Annotated in this window: 14 protein-coding genes and 1 pseudogene; 10 read left to right on the top strand and 5 right to left on the bottom strand. The window is 42.9% G+C overall.

The window, feature by feature from the left end:
• Window position 1 precedes the first annotated feature (1 nt).
• Both M5J74_RS28835 and grxD read left to right on the top strand, forming a co-directional pair.
• A complete protein-coding gene (locus M5J74_RS28835; protein WP_015157300.1) occupies window positions 2-262 on the top strand; it encodes a BolA family protein in 261 nt (86 codons plus the stop codon).
• A gap of 65 nt (window positions 263-327) precedes the next feature.
• Window positions 328-651, top strand: coding sequence for a Grx4 family monothiol glutaredoxin (gene grxD / locus M5J74_RS28830; RefSeq protein WP_015157299.1), 324 nt, complete (start codon window positions 328-330; stop codon window positions 649-651).
• A 237-nt stretch (window positions 652-888) separates the two neighbouring features.
• Here grxD and M5J74_RS28825 read toward each other — a convergent pair whose 3' ends face one another.
• Window positions 889-1,140 (bottom strand): DUF6761 family protein, encoded by a 252-nt coding sequence (locus M5J74_RS28825; protein ID WP_015157298.1) that lies wholly within the window; start codon window positions 1,138-1,140, stop codon window positions 889-891.
• 529 nt (window positions 1,141-1,669) lie between these two features.
• Here M5J74_RS28825 and M5J74_RS28820 point away from each other — a divergent pair.
• The 7 genes and pseudogenes from M5J74_RS28820 to M5J74_RS28790 all read left to right on the top strand — a co-directional run bounded on the left by M5J74_RS28820 (window position 1,670) and on the right by M5J74_RS28790 (window position 10,446).
• Window positions 1,670-2,476: a response regulator transcription factor gene (locus tag M5J74_RS28820; protein WP_015157297.1), complete on the top strand. Its 807-nt coding sequence runs from the start codon at window positions 1,670-1,672 to the stop codon at window positions 2,474-2,476.
• A 93-nt stretch (window positions 2,477-2,569) separates the two neighbouring features.
• The gene (locus M5J74_RS28815; RefSeq protein WP_250014722.1) at window positions 2,570-3,676 is read left to right on the top strand and encodes a Gfo/Idh/MocA family protein; all 1,107 of its coding nucleotides are present in this window, start codon (window positions 2,570-2,572) and stop codon (window positions 3,674-3,676) included.
• Window positions 3,677-4,267: 591 nt separating this feature from the next.
• On the top strand, window positions 4,268-6,577 hold the full coding sequence (locus M5J74_RS28810) for an ATP-binding protein (protein ID WP_250014720.1): 2,310 nt from the start codon (window positions 4,268-4,270) through the stop codon (window positions 6,575-6,577).
• Entirely contained in the window at window positions 6,522-6,971 is a 450-nt protein-coding gene (locus M5J74_RS28805) for a response regulator (RefSeq protein WP_015157294.1), read from the top strand. The genes M5J74_RS28810 and M5J74_RS28805 overlap by 56 nt, the downstream gene beginning before the upstream one ends.
• 52 nt (window positions 6,972-7,023) lie before the next feature.
• Window positions 7,024-7,376, top strand: a pseudogene (locus M5J74_RS33720) (four helix bundle protein).
• 85 nt (window positions 7,377-7,461) lie between these two features.
• Complete coding sequence (locus M5J74_RS28795; RefSeq protein WP_041462649.1) at window positions 7,462-8,643, top strand: hybrid sensor histidine kinase/response regulator; 1,182 nt, start codon at window positions 7,462-7,464, stop codon at window positions 8,641-8,643.
• A 234-nt stretch (window positions 8,644-8,877) separates the two neighbouring features.
• Complete coding sequence (locus M5J74_RS28790) at window positions 8,878-10,446, top strand: ferredoxin--nitrite reductase (RefSeq protein WP_250014716.1); 1,569 nt, start codon at window positions 8,878-8,880, stop codon at window positions 10,444-10,446.
• Window positions 10,447-10,583: 137 nt separating this feature from the next.
• Here M5J74_RS28790 and ggt read toward each other — a convergent pair whose 3' ends face one another.
• Complete coding sequence (ggt, locus tag M5J74_RS28785; protein WP_250014708.1) at window positions 10,584-12,137, bottom strand: gamma-glutamyltransferase; 1,554 nt, start codon at window positions 12,135-12,137, stop codon at window positions 10,584-10,586.
• A gap of 268 nt (window positions 12,138-12,405) precedes the next feature.
• On the opposite strand from ggt, the gene M5J74_RS28780 reads away from it, so the two are divergent.
• Window positions 12,406-13,203, top strand: a complete 798-nt coding sequence (locus tag M5J74_RS28780; protein WP_127022694.1) for an N-formylglutamate amidohydrolase — start codon at window positions 12,406-12,408, stop codon at window positions 13,201-13,203.
• A 144-nt stretch (window positions 13,204-13,347) separates the two neighbouring features.
• Here the strand turns inward: M5J74_RS28780 and M5J74_RS28775 are convergent, their stop codons facing one another.
• The 3 genes from M5J74_RS28775 to M5J74_RS28765 form a co-directional block, all read right to left on the bottom strand.
• Window positions 13,348-13,809, bottom strand: coding sequence for an Hsp20/alpha crystallin family protein (locus M5J74_RS28775; protein ID WP_015157289.1), 462 nt, complete (start codon window positions 13,807-13,809; stop codon window positions 13,348-13,350).
• 213 nt (window positions 13,810-14,022) lie between these two features.
• Entirely contained in the window at window positions 14,023-14,319 is a 297-nt protein-coding gene (locus M5J74_RS28770; protein ID WP_015157288.1) for a hypothetical protein, read from the bottom strand.
• A 218-nt stretch (window positions 14,320-14,537) separates the two neighbouring features.
• Complete coding sequence (locus M5J74_RS28765) at window positions 14,538-16,649, bottom strand: TIGR00300 family protein (protein ID WP_015157287.1); 2,112 nt, start codon at window positions 16,647-16,649, stop codon at window positions 14,538-14,540.
• Between the last annotated feature and the right edge of the window lie 883 nt (window positions 16,650-17,532).

Here is a 17,532-nt window from a genome sequence, read left to right as displayed (position 1 = left end):
AATGATTAGTCCTCAGCAAGTTGAGGAAATGATTAAGGTAGCGATCCCAGATGCCCAAGTTCAAGTACAAGACTTGACTGGGGGTGGAGATCATTACCAAGTAGTAGTCGTTTCTTCCCAGTTTGAAGGTAAGGGACGAGTACAACAGCACCAACTCGTCTACAGTTCCCTCAATCAAGCAATGTCATCAGAAGCTATCCATGCCCTAGCACTAAGGACTTACACACCCCAAGCTTGGCAAGCTGTCAGCCAAGTGGTGTAAGCTGGCTTCTCCCATAATTCTACGGTAGCGCTAATATCTCATCCTCAAGACTAGGAATAACAGCTATGACTCCAGAATTGAAAGAGCGACTCGATAATCTCGTTCAACAAAACAAAATCTTGGTTTTCATGAAGGGCAACAAATTGATGCCCCAGTGTGGTTTTTCTAACAATGTCGTGCAAATTCTTAACACTCTGGGAGTTCCCTTCGAGACTGTTGACGTTTTAGCAGACTCTGAAATCCGACAAGGAATTAAAGAGTATTCCAATTGGCCTACCATTCCTCAAGTTTATGTTAACGGTCAATTTGTGGGCGGCTCTGATATTCTGATTGAAATGTACCAAAGTGGCGAGTTACAACAGATGGTAGAAGTCGCACTTGCTTCTTAACAATTAACGATTTGGATAGAAATGCGTATAGGGGCGTACAGTTGTATGCCCCTATTCATTTGCGGCAAAGTGTATTTTTAATTGTTGGCAATTTTTAGCCAATTTTAAGCATCAGCATAAATAGCTGACCGATCTAAGCTTGACCTTACCCGCTCGGAAGAAGCCCAATTTAATTCAAAATTCAAAATTTCGATCTGATTTTCCACTGAATCCTATTTCGAGCCAATCTACAGTAACTTAATAGTAGTCTGATTCTGGTTCTGGCTGAACCGGCATTTCAAAGTTATACGGATCGTATAGAAAGCGGGTTGCTTCTTCCTCTAAACGATGAATTAGATAGGGTTCGAGGATGTTGGAATGCCTCATGGCTGCGAGATAGCCGTCTAAATACAAACGTAAATCGTCTGTGCGATAGCCTCTTTGCCACATTTCGACCAGGGCATCGGTCAGTTTTTGATAGTGGCGAATTGTTTGAGTATCTTGTAACATAGCGCAAGATGAAGGGATCGATTGTGCCTTGAAAATGTGTTTCTTAAAGGAATTTGCCGGGATAGAACTTTTAAGTTGTCTGCTCTAAGCTGAGTTTTTCAAGCAGCGATCGCGCTTACTAGCGACATAGAAATTATGAATTTCTTCTTAGTAAGAGTGTATTCAGTTTTAGCAAGTCGATTTTATCTTGAGTCCTCTATACTAACTAATAGTCGAACAATGACTGTACTGTATATAATTTTTGTCTCATTTATTTCATCATAGACCAAATTGATACCAAAAAGTTTGTATCTCTAGGGCGATTTTTCCTGCGTGTCATTCTTGACCAATTTTATGTTAGATGCTTGAGCGACCGATCGAGTCTCAAAATATTAAGTTTTTTTAAGTTTAGTTTTAGAAAGACATAGTAGCCGATGTCTGTTCGCTCGTCAAGACTGCTAGAGAGTTGATCCTGAGGTAGCAGCTGTTACAAAAGCTTGACACAGGCTTTGATACCTTGAGAGTCACGTATAAAAGGAATCTTGCACCTGTGACCTCGGTTTGTATAGAAATTGTAGAGGGAAATCCACATCTGCGATCGCTACTCAGTTGGCACTTACAACAGGTAGGCTATCGAGTATATCAAGCAGCTAGTCTCTATCAAGCGCGAGACGTATTTTTAACGCGCCAACCCACACTAGTGATCCTCGATGCTGAATTAGCTGATGGTGACGGGACAGAGTTTTGCCGTTGGCTACAGCAACAGCAGCAACCACTGATTCTGATGCTATCTGCCCGCAACACCGAAGCGGATATTGTCACTGGCTTAAAAGCAGGAGCAGACGATTACTTGTGCAAACCCTTTGGGATGCAGGAATTTTTGGCGCGAATCGAAGCGCTGATTCGCCGTCAACGCACGCCAGCCGCACCAGCTTACTTGGACTACGGCACTTTGCAAATAGATCTAGTCCAGCGTCGCGTTTACTTCAAAGGGGAATACATCGACCTCACGCCGCAAGAATTTAGTTTACTTTACGTTTTGGCGCAAGCAGGAGGTTTACCCCTCAGCCGCTCCGAATTACTGCGGCGTGCTTGGCCCGATGCTATAGATAATCCCCGTACCATCGATACTCACGTCTTATCTTTGCGGAAAAAAGTCGAAATTGACCCGCGCCAACCAAGCTTAATTCAAACTGTACGTAACGTAGGGTATCGCTTCAACGCGGAAATTCTCAAAGCCAACAGCGTACAGCCAACCGACATTTCCCAACGCCAAACCGCAAATCACCACTCGACTTTAGAAGAAACGAGGGAGAAGTCAGAAGTCACAAGTCAAAAGTCAGAAGTGTTTTACTAGTAAGTCAAAAGCAGTGTAGAGACGTTACATGTAACGTCTCTACACTGCCTATCTGTCGCACAATAAGAAAGAGCAGTGGCATGAGATTGGGTTATGTCTTCAATTGGTGTGGCGGTAGTCGGAACGGGATTTGGACAAAAAGTTCATTTACCTGGGTTTAAGGCTCATCCTCGGACGCAGGTTGTAGCAGTGTATCACCGCGATCGCGACAAAGCTCAGGCGATCGCTCAAACTCATAATATTCCCCATGCGAGTTCTGCGCTAGAAGAAATTGTCGCTCTACCAGAAGTCCAAGCAGTTAGCATCTCTACCCCGCCGTTTCTACATTACGAAATGGCAAAAACAGTACTGCAAGCAGGTAAGCACCTGTTATTAGAAAAACCCACCACGCTCTCAGCTACAGGAGCGCGAGAACTGTACCATATAGCTAGAGCTAACAATCTCGTCGTGACTCTAGATTTTGAATATCGCTTCGTTCCCGCATGGCAAAGGTTAGCTGAATTACTAGCGGAAGATTATGTGGGTGAAAAACGGCTGATTAAAATTGATTGGTTGGTTCCCAGTCGCGCCGATGCTTCCCGCCCCTGGAATTGGTATTCTCGTAAAGATATGGGTGGTGGGGCTTTGGGGGCGCTAGCTTCCCATACTTTTGATTACATGAATTGGTTGTTTGGTGCAGTGCAAAAACTGTGCGCCCAGCTCAGTACTAGCATTCCTCAACGGCTCGATCCTCTGACGGGGGAAATGAAGCTAGTAGATGCTGATGACACCTGTATGCTGATGCTAGAGCTGGCAGACGGTACGCCTTGCCAAATTAATATTAGTTCGGCAGTGTATGCAAATCGCACGCACTCAGTAGAAGTGTATGGCGATCGCGGTACTTTAGTTTTAGTCAGTCAAAATCAAAAAGATTACGTCCACGGCTTTCACCTCTGGGCTGCTGCCGCCGGACAACCGCCAGTAGAATTGGAAATTCCCATGCGGTTGGGATTTGACAAAACTTATACAGACGGACGCATCGCTCCATTTATTCGCGTGGTTAATCAATGGGTGCAAGGAATTGATAGCGGAGAATCCCTAATTCCTTCCATTCGCGAAGGCGTTTACTCGCAATTGTTAATGGATCTCAGCCATGCTTCTCACCAACAACGCAGTTGGGTAGACGTACCAGATTTAGATAAATATCTCACCAGAGGCTAAAGGTAACTATCTACATCGATTCATAATTAAATTGTTTCCATATATATAGCAACCTAGATGAATTGTGAAATCAATTGTCCGTGTAGAGACGTTACATGTAACGTCTCTACACGGGAAACTTTCATACCAAAATATAAGTAAACCCACCCTTACATTACGAAGGTATTTGTAACGAAAAATTTATTTGAATTGAATTTTTTATAAAAAGTTTATATTTCTGCAAAATTAGCTCACATTAATTAAGATACAAAACGCGATCGTGCAGAGTTTTGTTTTGTCGAACATGATACACTTCTTTGAAGAATAAAGATTGAATTGTAGAGGTGAGTTTAATACTTTTCGGTTAAAACAAGATCCCCTAGCCCCCTTTTTAAGGGGGGAATAAAGTCTCATTAAACAAGAGGGAACAAAGCCCCCTTTTTAAAGGAGTTGGGGATCTCCGAGAGCTTTTCGTTACTGACAGAGCAGAAGTATTTTTTCACACATCACGGGAGCGACATTGAGATAATACCAAGATGGTCGATCGCCAAAAAATCAAAAGAGCGATCGCATCTCTATTGCTGCTCCCGTCATCAACTTAGGAGAAGTAATATGGTCATCGATTTTCAAGCTCAAGGTATCGATATCACCCGTTTAAAAGAACCAGCAATTCATACTTTTAATCAGATTCAACCGCATGGAATTTTAATTGTTTTAGCAGAGCCGGATCTGACTATTTTACAAATTAGTAGTAATGCGATCGCCACGTTCGGAATTGCTGCCGAACAAATGTTACAAAGACCTTTATCAGAATTTATCGATCCTTTTCAGTTAGAGAGAATTCAGACTGGATTAAGCGCAACAGAAGATCTCGATATCATCAATCCCGTCAAATTGTGGGTACGAAAGAAGGGCGATGAATATTCTGTATTTGATGGCGTATTTCACCGCAATATAGAAGGATTTCTAATTTTAGAATTAGAACCAGCGCTAGCCCAAGAAAATATTCCTTTTCTCAGTTTTTATCACTTAGCTAGAGCATCTATTAATCGCTTAGAAGAAACTTCAAATCTCAGAGAGTTCTGTCAAATTATCGTCCAAGAAGTTCGCAACGTGACTGGCTTCGATCGCGTCATGTTGTATAAATTCGATAACGACGGACATGGTTCTGTCATTGCTGAAGAAAAACTCGATAGCATGGAACCATATTTGGGGCTACACTTTCCTGAATCTGATATTCCTAGACCAGCCAGAAAACTATTTGCCTCTAATTGGATTCGCTTAATTCCCGATAGTCATTGCGAACCTGTAACCCTCGTACCAGCAATTAATCCAATTAGCAAAGAACCTACAGAACTGACGAATTCCATTCTTAGAAGTGCCGCAGCTTGTCATTTTGAATATTTACACAATATGGGTGTAGGTGCTTCGCTGACAATCTCGTTAATTAAAGACCAAAAACTTTGGGGTTTAATTGCTTGTCACCATCAAACACCCATGTATGTTTCTTACGAATTACGCAAAGCGTGCGAATTTTTGGGACGGATGGTCTTTTCTGAAATTGCTTCTAGGGAAGAAACGGAGGATTTTGCCTATCGGCGACAATTGGCTTACGTGCAGTCAGCTTTAGTCGAATATATGTCTCAAGAAGAGAACTTTGTTGATGGTTTGATTAAACACAAACCAAACCTTCTCAACTTAGCCGATGCCCAAGGTGCAGCAATTTGTTTTGGCAATACTTGCACGACGATTGGTAAAACTCCCGTAGCAGAAGACTTAAATTTCTTAGTTCAGTGGCTGAAAAATAACGTTCAAGAAGAAGTGTTCTACACCGATTCCTTAGCGCAAGTTTATCCCAATGCGGAAAGATTCAAACATGTTGCTAGTGGTTTATTAGCAATTCCAATTTCTAAGCGCAATTACGTATTATGGTTCCGTCCCGAAGTGATTCAAACAGTAAATTGGGGCGGCGATCCTCATAATGCTTACGAATTGAATCAAGAGAATGGACTGCGATTGTGTCCGCGCAAATCTTTCCAATTATGGCAAGAAACAGTCAGCCTCACGTCTTTACCCTGGAAACAAGTAGAAATTAAAGCCGCGCTGGAACTAAGAAAAGCAATTGTCAATATCGTACTGCGCCAAGCTGACGAATTAGCACAATTAGCCGCCGATTTAGAAAGATCGAATGCCGAATTGAAAAAATTTGCTTACGTTGCTTCCCATGACTTACAAGAACCGCTAAATCAGGTAGCAAATTACGTCCAATTGCTAGAAATGCGCTATCAATCGCAACTCGATGCAGACGCGAAGGAATTTATTAATTTTGCTGTCGAGGGAGTTAGCTTAATGCAAACCCTGATCGATGACGTGCTGGCGTATTCTAAAGTAGAAATGCAGGGAGTTGAGTTTGAACTGACGGAAGTTGATACGGCTTTAGACCGTGCTTTAGGTAATTTAAGACAGCGCATTACCGAAAGTGGGGCGAAAATTAGCCGCGATCCGTTACCAACTGTCATGGCAGATAGCACCCAATTGATGCAACTGTTTCAAAATTTGATTGGTAATGCAATTAAATTCCGCAGTGACAAACCCCTAGAAATTCACATCTCGGCACAGCGTCAAGAAGAGGATGAGTGGCTGTTTGCAGTACGAGATAATGGGATGGGTATTGAACCACAATTTAGCGATCGCATTTTCGTGATCTTCCAACGCCTGCACCCACGAGACGAATACCCAGGTACGGGAATGGGTTTAGCAATCTGTAAAAAGATTGTCGAGTGTCACCGAGGACGAATTTGGGTGGAGTCGCAACTTGGGGCTGGGGCAACATTTTATTTTACGCTACCCGTAGGAGGGCGCGATCGTGAGCGGAGAAACGGACGCAAAGCACAAAACGATCTTTTTGGTAGAGGACAATAGAGCCGATGTCCGTTTAATTGAAGAGGCGTTAAAAAATAGTTCCGTACCGCATCAAGTGATGTCGGTACGGGATGGAGTCAACGCGATCGCATTTTTGCGTCAAGAGGGCGAGTTTGTAAATGCACCTCGCCCCGATTTAATTCTGCTGGATCTCAACTTACCCAAAAAGGACGGGCGAGAAGTCTTGGCAGAAATTAAAGCCGATCCTCAACTCAAAAGCATTCCTGTTGTCGTCCTCACGACTTCGCGGAATGACGAGGACATCGCCCATAGCTACGCTTTACACGTCAATTGTTACATCACCAAATCTCGCAATCTCAGCCAATTGTTTCAGATTGTCAAGGGAATTGAAGAGTTTTGGCTCTCTACCGTTACATTGCCATCAAATCAGTGACCAGTGACCAGTGACCAGCGAACAGTGAAACATTGACCAGATGTAGTAAGCAATGAATAGTAAAGTTTATGATAAGGCTTATCTATTTGCTATTAGGATTGTGAATGCTTACAGGCATCTATGTAACGATAAAAAGGAGTTTGTACTGTCAAAACAATTACTCAGAAGCGGAACTGCAATTGGGCAAATATTGCAGAAGCAAACGGAGCCATGTCTCCAGCAGAGTTTCGAGCCAAAATATCAATAGCTTATAAAGAATGCTTGGAGACAAAATACTGGCTTTCTTTACTAAAGGACACAGGCTACTTTAACGAAAAAGCTTTTGACAGCATTTATCAAGATGCAGAAGAACTCAGCAAAATGTTGTGGCAAATTCTCAAAATGAGCCGAGAAAATGGTCGCTGAATCATCGGTCATTAGTCACTGTTCGCTGGTCACTGGTCACTGGTCACTGATAACTGTAAAAAGGAAGGGGAAAAACCAGAAAACTATGCTTGCCAGTTTAGTAAAAGTCTTGTTAATTGAAGATAGTTTGGCAGAAGCCAGATTTTTACAAGAGATTTTGCGGCAAGCTAATCTCAGACACTTTCATCTGGCACATGTCAAGCGATTGGGAGATGCTTTAGCAGAACTGGATCGAGGGTTAATATCGTCACAACCTTACGATGCAGTTTTACTAGACTTGACTCTCCCAGATAGCCAGGGTTTGGCATCTTTACCCCTGCTGCTACAACAAGCGCCTAGCTTACCAATTGTCGTGCTGACGAATACGAACGATGACGAATTAGCAATTGAGGCAGTGCGACAAGGGGCGCAAGACTATTTAGTGAAACGGCAGATCGATGCTAAATTGTTAGTGCGATCGCTATGTTATGCGATCGAGCGCAAGCAGGCAGCAGAAGCTTTACAAGCCAAAAATCAAGCATTAGCAACCCAGGTGCAGGAAAGTGCAGTTGAGTTAGATAAAGCTAAGCAACTGAATCGATTTAAATCTGAATTTGTCTCAATGCTATCGCATGATTTTCGCAGTCCACTGACAACTATTCTTTTAGCAACTGGACTACTACAAAATAGCGAAAGAAAATTAACTGAAAAACAAAAACTAACCCATTTTCAACATATTAATGCTGCGATTAAAAATATGGCGCAGATGTTGGATGAAGTTTCTCTAGCGGGGAAAGCTGAAGCGGGACAACTTCAATGCCAACCTACCTATTTAGATATTCAAGAATTTTGCCGAGAACTAGTTGCAACACTAGAACTGAGTGCAGCCAAAAAACAAATTGCTCTAGTTTTCACCTGTCAGGGTCAAACAGAAAAAGCATTATGGGATGAAAATCTACTGCGACATATTTTAGCTAACTTACTCAGCAATGCAATTAAATATTCTTCCGCAGGTAGTAGCGTACAATTTCATTTAATTGCTCAACCAGAAATGGTAACTTTTCAAATTCGAGATTGGGGAATAGGTATTCCCAAAGCAGATTTACAACAGCTTTTTCAACCCTTTCACCGCGCTAGCAATGTCGGTAGCACTCCTGGTACTGGCTTAGGACTGGCGATCGCTAAAAAGTGTGTTGAAGTCTGCGGCGGCGAGATTTATGTGGAGAGTGAAGTCGATGTAGGAACCACATTTACTATCATTTTACCCGTGGTCTCCGTACCAATCTAAATGCATTCGCCATCAAATTTGTCTACCAACTGTAGATTAAAAATAATACTATAGATAGATGCATTAATTCTAAAGACAGATAACTTCTACAAAACTAGAGCAACGGTAACAAAGCCTACGAACCCTTTCATCAAAGCCGAATAATCTAGCAACAAAAGGATTTTACCGAACAACCCGATCTGACGCGCAAATGCGATCGCACTTGCTGTAAAGTAACTCTCGTAGGCTAGATCGATGACACAAGCAGTTAAAAAACAGAAATTAAATAAAGTCGAACAAGCCAAAGCTAAAAAACACCCTCTATTACTCAAACAAGAACTAGAACACTTCGCCCAAATTGGCTGGGAAGCAATGGACGAGTTCGAGCGAGATTTCGGACTCAAGTGGTTGGGTTTCTTCCATCGCCCAGTAACTCCTGGTAAATTTATGATGCGGATGCGGATACCCAACGGCATCTTAACTAGTACTCAAATGCGAGTTCTAGCAGATATTGTCCAACGCTACTGTCAAGGTGCGGGATTTCAAGACCAAGGTAACGCAGACATTACCACGCGCCAAAACTTACAACTGCGTGGCATCCGCATCGAAGATATTGCTGATATTATCAACATACTGGCACAAGCTGGTCTAACCTGCGTCCAGTCAGGGATGGACAACGTGCGGAACATTACGGGTTCCCCTGTTGCAGGTATCGATGCCAACGAACTCATTGACACGCGCGGATTGTGCCGCATTCTCCAAGATGCCATTACTAACAACGGTGAAGGCAATCTCGAACTGAGCGATTTACCCCGAAAATTTAACATAGCTGTGGCTGGTGGTCGCGATAACTCGGTTCACGCCGAAATTAACGACCTCGGCTTGCTTCCAGCATATAAAAACGGGACACTAGGCTTTAACATCATTGTCGGTGGTTATTTTGCCCCCAATCAATATGTATCGGCGATTCCCCTTGATGCTTGGATTCCTCCCGAAGATGTGGTTGCTTTAACTTTGGCGATGATGATGGTCTATCGCGAAAATGGACCGAGGGAAAACCGCCAGAAGTGCCGCATGATGCATCTAATTAACCAATGGGGAATAGAAAAGTTTCGCGCTGAGGTAGAACAACGGTTCGGTAAACCGCTAGCTACAGCCGCAGAAAAAGATGAAATTGACTGGGAAAAACGCGACCATATTGGAGTTTATCCCCAAAAACAAACAGGATTAAATTATGTCGGATTGCACGTTCCTGTCGGTCGCTTGTATGCAAATGAAATGTTTGAACTGGCGCGAATGGCAGAGGTTTACGGCAATGGAGAACTTCGCCTCACCGTCGAGCAAAATTTAATTATTCCCCATATTCCCGATACACGTTTGAGTGCATTTTTAGCCGAACCTCTGCTAAAAGAGCGTTTTACAATTGAGCCAGGAATTTTAAATCGAGGCTTAGTTTCTTGTACTGGAAATGAGTTTTGCGGTTTTGCCATTATTGAAACTAAAAACCGCGCTTTAGCAATAGTTAAGGAACTCGAACAAGAGTTAATCTTAACTCAACCAGTGCGAATTCATTGGACTGGTTGCCCGAATTCCTGCGGTCAACCTCAAGTTGCAGATATTGGTTTTATCGGCACGAAAACGCGCAAAGACGATCGCACGGTGGAGGCAGTAGATATATGGATGGGTGGCAAGGTTGGTAAGGATGCTCACTTAGGTAAAGAGGTGATGAAACGGGTTGCCTGTGAAGATTTAAAATCAGTGGTGCGGGACTTATTGGTCGAACATTTTGGGGCAAAAATTAAAGAGGAAGCATTGGTAGGTTAGATCTCCCCAACCCCCCTTAAAAAGGGGGCTTTAGATCCCCCAACCCCCTTTTAAAAAGGGAGACTTTGGTTAATTCATATGTAGGGGCGCACAGCTAGCTGTGCGCCCCTACCAGCCGACATTCAATCAAGGGGGGTTTAGATAGATGCGATCGCACCATTGCGTCGTTTATCTCCCGCACCTGAAATGATTCCCGACTCATCTTCCATGACTGTATGCACGCCGCCAAAAAACATATTCTGCTTGTTCCATAATAGGGATGTTTCATCAGCAGAAATTAAGTTAGCGATCGCTTCTTCATTCCACCCTGGTTCCAGATTCAAGACATTATCTTCCCAATGCAGGCGAGAACTATTCACAGCTAGATCTACAGGCATTTGAAAATCGATAATATTAGAAATAACTTGTAAAATAGCCGTTCTAATTCGCTTAGAACCACCAGAACCTAAAACAATTTCAGGGCGATTGTCTTTTAATACAATTGTGGGCGACATCATTGAAGAAATTCGGACATTTTCTTGCCATTGATGAAAACCATGTGGATTTATATCGTCCTCACCTAGCATATTATTTAGCATGATGCCCGTACCCGGAATAATGTAACCACAACCCTCTCCATTAGAAGTTGTGACGCTAGCGGCATTTCCTTCATCATCTACAACGCTAAGATGGGTAGTACTACCCCATTTATTCACAACTGAATTTAATTGCGATGCATATTCGGTAATTTGAGCAGCAGCTAAAAATATTTCAGTTATATCAGTTTGATAAACATTAGTATCGTACTTTTCTTTTCTAGCGCGATCGGTTAATCGCATGACTGCTGTAAGAATTTGTAAGTGTAGCGGCGTACCAAAACCAATTTTAGATAAATCGAGTTGAGCCAATAATTCTAAAGCAAAAGCAATCAACATTCCTCCCGAACTAGGAGGTGGATTTGTTAATAGTGTATTCCCTCGATAGTTAATCGTCAGCGGTTCTCTTTCAATGACTTGATATTCTGCTAAATCTGCATCAGTTAAATAACCGCCATCGGTTTGACAATCTTTAATTAATTGTCGGGCAATATCTCCTCGATAAAACTCTTGCACCCCTCGTTCGGCAAGATAATTTAAAGTTGCGGCAAAATCAGGCATGAATAATTTATCCCCTACCTCCAGCAACACGCCTTGCGGCGCGTAAATTTGTCGTGCTGCTTTGGTAGCTGTCAAAATTGGTTGTAAAATTTGCCAGCAGTAAGTTTGAAACTCATTCACTTCTATACCATATTTAGCATAGTGAATTGCTGGTTCGGTAACGACATGAAAAGGTAATTTACCTAACTTTTGTTGAACGTGATAAATACCACCAATATTTCCTGGCGTAGCGATCGCACCCAGTCCAATATGAAATTCTTGAATAGCATCGCCAAAGTTAACGTCTATTGGATAAAAATCAACTTCTTGTTGAGGTCTTTTATGAATCGGAGTTTGGGAAAAGAAATCAAATAAAATATTCTGATTGTTCTGAGTATGCGCTAACAGAAAACCTCCACCAGCAGCAGAAGTCAGCGATGATTCGGTAACAAATGACGCTAAAACAGCAGCGGCGGCTGCATCAAAAGCATTCCCACCCAGGCGAAACATTTCAATTCCTGCTGCGGCGGTTCTTGCATCTCCAGCCGCGATCGTACCGCGTGTAACCTTGCCCATGTTTGCAGACTACCACAAAAGAAGTCGTAAGGGCGGGTTTACCTATAATTTCCGTTCAGTACAAAGTTTTTTGGTAAACCCACCAGTACAGAAGTCAGAAGTTAAAAAGTGTGATTCATTACAGTTTATAGTACACTACATACGAGAAAATAAAAATGCTAATGAGTATTTAGCAAAGGAAAAACCAATTTACTAAAAATTAGGTCAAATAATACTTTTAAAACTGCTACTTACTTTCTATTTGCTGATAACTGATAACTGATAACTGATGAATCCCTGCTGGGTATTAGAGCGAGTTGGAAATGGCGCGATCGCGGCTGTAGCTTTACATGACGGTCATGATGTCAGGCAGGAAGTTGCAGATTTAATGGTCATCAGCGAAGCCGATCGCTGGCGAGAAGAAGACCCATTTACGGCGGCTTGGACGACGATCGCAGATACGCAAATTGTGGTAAAGCGATCGCGGTTTGAATTAGATCTCAACCGTCCTAGAGAAAAAGCAGTTTATATTGACCCCAGAGATGCATGGGGTTTGGAAGTTTGGCAATCCGTACCATCAGCTGAAATTCTTGCCCGTTCCTTAGCTGAATACGATACTTTTTATGCTAATTTAGAACGAATTTTTAGAGATTTAGAACGCCGTCACGGACGTTTTGTTGTATTTGAACTGCATACTTATAATCATCGCCGTTTGGGACGGGATGCTGAACCTGCCGATCCGAGATATAATCCAGAAATCAATTTAGGCACTGCCACGCTGGATCGCGATCGCTGGCATTCTATCATTCAAAGTTTTCTCTCGGATCTCCGCAACTTTGATTTTTTGGGAAGGCAACTTGACGTAAGAGAAAATGTCAAATTTTACGGCGGACATTTTCCTACTTGGGTACATCAAAAGTTTCCTGATTCTGCTTGCGTCCTCTCGATTGAAGTTAAAAAGTTTTTTATGGATGAATGGACGAACGAAGTAGATTTAGAGCAATTAGAAGCGATCCGCCACGCCTTACAATCGACTGTACCAGGGATATTGAAGCAGCTAGCGGTAGAAACCAGACGAAAATATTAAATTTGCTAATTTAGGGGCTAGTTGCGATCGCGATTCGAGTCAACGGCGGACTTAGCCTGTGTAGTCGCGAATTCTATTCGCTCAATCTCTTCGTATTACAAACAGTAAATAGTCAGGTAGGTGAATTCCTACCTGACTGAGAATTTATCCGATATTAACTTTCACAACCTTATTCTTTTCTTCTTCTGCTTTCGGTAATGTGAGAGTTAGAACGCCATTTTGATAGTTAGCTTGGACGTTTTCATGCTGAATTCTCGTTGGCAGTGGAATGACGCGACGGAACGAACCATAACGAAATTCAGAACGAGTTACACCTTTTTCTTCAGTCTTGGTTTCAGATTTACGTTCGCCGCTAATTGCAACAGCTTCAGATGTTACTTGTACGTCTAAATCTTTAGCTTCCATTCCAGGAACTTCGAGTTTCAGGTGAATTGCTTCTGGTGTTTCTTGCAATTCAGCTGCGGGTACGAACGCCATTCCACCATTACCACCAGTGCGAGGTGACAAGCTGTCAAACAAACGGTTCATTTCTCTTTGTAAGCTGCCAAATTCGCGGAATGGTTCCATTTCAAATTCGCGGAATGGTTCCCAACGTACTAGTGCCATAATTACCTCCGAACTTTGCTGTATCTCTAGCTAATGTGTGTTAACTGAATTTCCGACTCAACAGCTGTTTATTTATCGGGGGTTGACTTTTCTCAACCCAATATTAGGCTACCAAAGGCACTCATTGAGGGATGTTCGGTTCTTTGCCTATGTCGTGTTCTTCTTCCCGTAATTGTGACAGGGTAGGGGCGCACAGCTGTGCGCCCCTACTGCTCATTTCGATTTACACAAATATGCTGTAGGTTCTAAAACCCAAATTGAAAATCCTTTAGGGGTTTTAACAATTAAAGCATCGTTGCCTTTTTCTTGAAGCTTATTAATTACACTTAAGGCTTTTTCTCTATCTTTAACTGACTTAAAAAAACTATAGTATTGCTTATTGACTATAATTGCAGCCATCCGCTCATCTGATTCTGATATACCAATATGGCAGGTACAATATTCACCTGGGGAGAGAAATGGATTATTTTTAAAATCGCGATTGGAAAGAGATGACATGGTAGGTTGCATAATTTTTTCTGTTATCTATTGACCCAGCAGAGGATAAGTTACAGATAGCTATTACCTGAAAATAAATTTCGTTCATATTATTACAATATGTAAATTTAGCCGTGAGTGCATACCGTACCATTGCGGATTTCGACAAAAATAGGTAGCACGGCTGTGCTACCCAACAGACAGTAATTCTTAGTAAGGTGCGTTTTCAAAACGCACCCTACCACTTGAGATTAGACTTGTACCAAGTGATAAGGACTGGTCAACTTATCCAACTGCTGTACTAACAAACTCAGGAATAATCCTACATCCGTTACTACACCCACAGATTCAACCGAACCGCGATCGCTCAGTTTTGTGACTACGGCGGGGTTAATATCGACGCAGACCATTTTCACCCCAGCAGCCGTCATATTCCCTACACCGATCGAATGCAGCATCGAGGAGAGCATTAAAATCATATCTGCTCCCTGCAATAACCGAGCGTATTCGGTTTGAGCTTTAATTAAGTCCATCTCGGTGTCAGGTAAAGGACCATCATCTCGAATCGAACCCGCTAAGCAGAAGGGGACGTTGTTACGGACGCACTCGTACATGACTCCGCTTTGCAATACACCTTGCTCGACAGCCTTAGCAATACTGCCATAACGCCGGATCGTGTTGATAACCTTCAAGTGGTGGCGGTGTCCTCCCTGTACGGCGACTCCTCGCTTCATATCAACACCGAGGGAAGTCCCCATCATATTTTGCTCGATATCGTGGACGGCGATCGCATTTCCACCCAACAAAGCTTGCACGTAGCCTTGGCGGATTAACTGCGATAGGTGTTCCCCGCCACCTGTATGAATTACTACGGGTCCAGCCGTGACAACCACCTTACCACCTTGGTCGCGCACTTGTCGCAGTTCCCAAGCAACTTGTTCCACCACTAATTCGACGCGACGTTCGCTGGAGACTCCAGCCGACATAAAACTAAATTCTTGCTTGTTGCGCTGTTCCCGCGATTCCGTCTTGCGAATGGTACGAATTCCTTCAATTCCAACGATGACGTGTTCGCCGACTTCTAGATCCCGTAATAACTTGCACCGAGCCACGGGACTACCAGAATTAAATGTAACTGCGATCGCGCCATCCATGCGCTGATTTTGCACCTTCACCCACTCGCAATTTACCCGCACTTCTGTCGGATAAATCGTCGTCACGTAAAAATCATCGGGAGCTACACCCGCTTGATGTACGGGTTCCATATTCACGTCGCAAACTTCTTGCGGACGGGGCACAGCACCCAAATCGATTAGCTGAGATATAATCTCTTCCATCACGTCGCGCGATGGCGCTGTTACCTTCACCTCAGCCGAAGACGTGCTTTGTCGCTGTTCTCCCAAGCTAAAATTCAGCACTTGGAAGCTACCGCCATTTTCCACGATCGCATCTAAAGCGCGGTTGATTAAACCGGAATCCAACAAATGTCCTTCCATACGGACAGCACGACTTTCCACAGGCGTGCTGGCGTGGACTTCTTCCCGTACTGGTTCTGTCACCCGCAACGTCAGACATTTGGCGGCTCCCCCAGCTTTGAGGAATTCTGTCAGCGGGGTTTCAATTACCTGAAATCCCAGTTTAGTCAAGCGAGCTTTTAAATCTTCGCTCGCCTTATTCATCACCACTACCGAGTCGATATTGACGGCGTTACAGGCGAAGTTCACCGCATCGGCTTCTTTGATAGCGATCCGCTTTTCAGCTGGAACCCGCATTTCAATCAGACGGTTGGAATAGGAATCAAAAGCGGGAGGATAGTAGAGGAGATAACCGCCACTCAAGGGACAAAAACAGGTATCGAGGTGGTAGAAGCGCTCGTCCATCAAGCGCAAGGATAACACTTCAATATCAAGCCATTTGGCGAGATAAGGGTGAGAATCGAGTTCGGAACGGAAGCCATACCCAGCCCATAACCAGCGTCCTTCCCGATCTAGCAGTGCATCTCCAGCACCTTCAAATGGTAAGTCTTTAGGCAGTTCGTGTACCGTGTAACCTTTGGACTCAAACCACTGCTTGAAGAATGGTTCTTCTCCCTGACGCTCCTTGTGGAAGAATCGGCTGAGGACAACTGTATCCCCCAAAACCAAGCCTGCATTCGCAGTAAATACCATGTCTGGTACGCCTGGTTGCGGTTGCACCAAATCGACAACGGCTTGTTCCTTTAGGACATGGAACAACTTTTGCCACTGTTCGACGGCGCGATCGCGGGAGGACTTGTGAATGTTACCCTCCATCCAGGGGTTAATCACGTAGTCCACATCATAGTGGTCGGGGGCGCACATTAAGAAGCGGATCGAAGAACTCATAGAAAGCTTTCTATTGGGTCAAGATGACAAACTCTTCATGAATACAGATTTTTATGTCACCAATTCTGTAGAAATTGTTACGGAATCTGTACTCAATGCAACTATATTGCAACTGCAATTCTAGATCTTCATTCTATTACTTTGAGGAACAGTAGGATGAAATGGCTTGTGAGGGGGCGATCGCAATGTTTGTGCTTCGCAATTCTTGATGAGATTAAGTATTTACTCTTATTGGCTGAATTAGCGATATTGCAGCTATTTTTAATAATTTGCGTGTTAGCTTAACTAATTTGCTGTAGATAAAAGCCAATTGAGTATAGGTGGGCAATGCCTACCCTACTATAAAATCGCTACTATAAAATCGCGATCGCTCATAGTAACGACAGATTATGGCGATAAATTAGTCAAGCTAGCTTGATTTTTAGCTCGCTAGCAAATAGCACGAACTATTGCCCAATTCTGCTATTTTTAATATTTTCTACATAATTCACAACGAAGGGTTAGCAACTAAATAATAATCGCGCTTTTCAACCTGTAAACCCACTACCAACTAACATTTACCAATTACCTAGCTAGCTTTTGTATTGCAAAAATGCAGCTATTTTTCATCATAATTAGTCGCTGAATTCAAGAACTACTAATTTTTCTTAACATTTACCTCGATCGCAAAAAACGCTATGTTAAGCTGTTGGCGCGAGTAACATTTGAGGAAATAGAGAAAAGCAACCGTTTTCCATAAATTTACTTATATAGATCGACTAATAAATATTACGGATAAAGCTAGTAGTGTCATGCGTCAACCTACTAAAAAAATTGCATTATGACAACACATAATTTTGCTTTTACTCTTAATTTTGCATCTCAACTCAACAAAAAGTCGTGC

It is taken from the genome of Chroococcidiopsis sp. CCNUC1 (genome assembly GCF_023546805.1).
Classification (GTDB): domain Bacteria; phylum Cyanobacteriota; class Cyanobacteriia; order Cyanobacteriales; family Chroococcidiopsidaceae; genus Chroococcidiopsis; species Chroococcidiopsis thermalis.
Note: the sequence above shows the minus strand (reverse complement) of the source record. Positions and strands in the feature narration are given on the sequence as shown.